We start from the raw sequence: 421 nt of genomic DNA, 5'->3' as shown, positions 1-421 counted from the left end.
ATTAGGCACGCCGCCAGCGTTCATCCTGAGCCAGGATCAAACTCTCCAATAAAGTTAGTTTGTCTAGCATCTAAAATAAAAATTGACGTTTCACGTTGTTTGTTTCGTTCAGTTTTCAAAGAACTAATGGTGGAGCCTAGCGGGATCGAACCGCTGACCTCCTGCGTGCAAGGCAGGCGCTCTCCCAGCTGAGCTAAGGCCCCAAACAAGTATCGGGAAGACAGGATTTGAACCTGCGACCCCCTGGTCCCAAACCAGGTGCTCTACCAAGCTGAGCCACTTCCCGAAAGAAAACGCGCCCGAGAGGAGTCGAACCCCTAACCTCTTGATCCGTAGTCAAACGCTCTATCCAATTGAGCTACGGGCGCATATGGTGCCGAGGGCGGGGGTCGAACCCGCACGGTGGTCACCCACCGCAGGA

Annotated in this window: 3 tRNA genes; all 3 read right to left on the bottom strand. The window is 53.9% G+C overall.

The features are described from left to right. Positions 1-127 precede the first annotated feature (127 nt). Positions 128-203: transfer RNA gene (locus tag EBQ15_RS30960), tRNA-Ala, on the bottom strand. 9 nt (positions 204-212) lie between these two features. Next, positions 213-286, bottom strand: a tRNA-Pro gene (locus EBQ15_RS30955). Between the two features lie 8 nt (positions 287-294). After that, positions 295-368 (bottom strand) — tRNA-Arg (locus tag EBQ15_RS30950). Positions 369-421 lie beyond the last annotated feature (53 nt).

The sequence above is a fragment of the Bacillus sp. 2D03 genome (assembly GCF_003946765.1).
Lineage (GTDB): Bacteria > Bacillota > Bacilli > Bacillales > Bacillaceae_G > Bacillus_A > Bacillus_A cereus.
The sequence above is the reverse complement of the archived record's forward strand: the minus strand, read 5'-3'. Positions and strand labels throughout refer to the sequence as shown.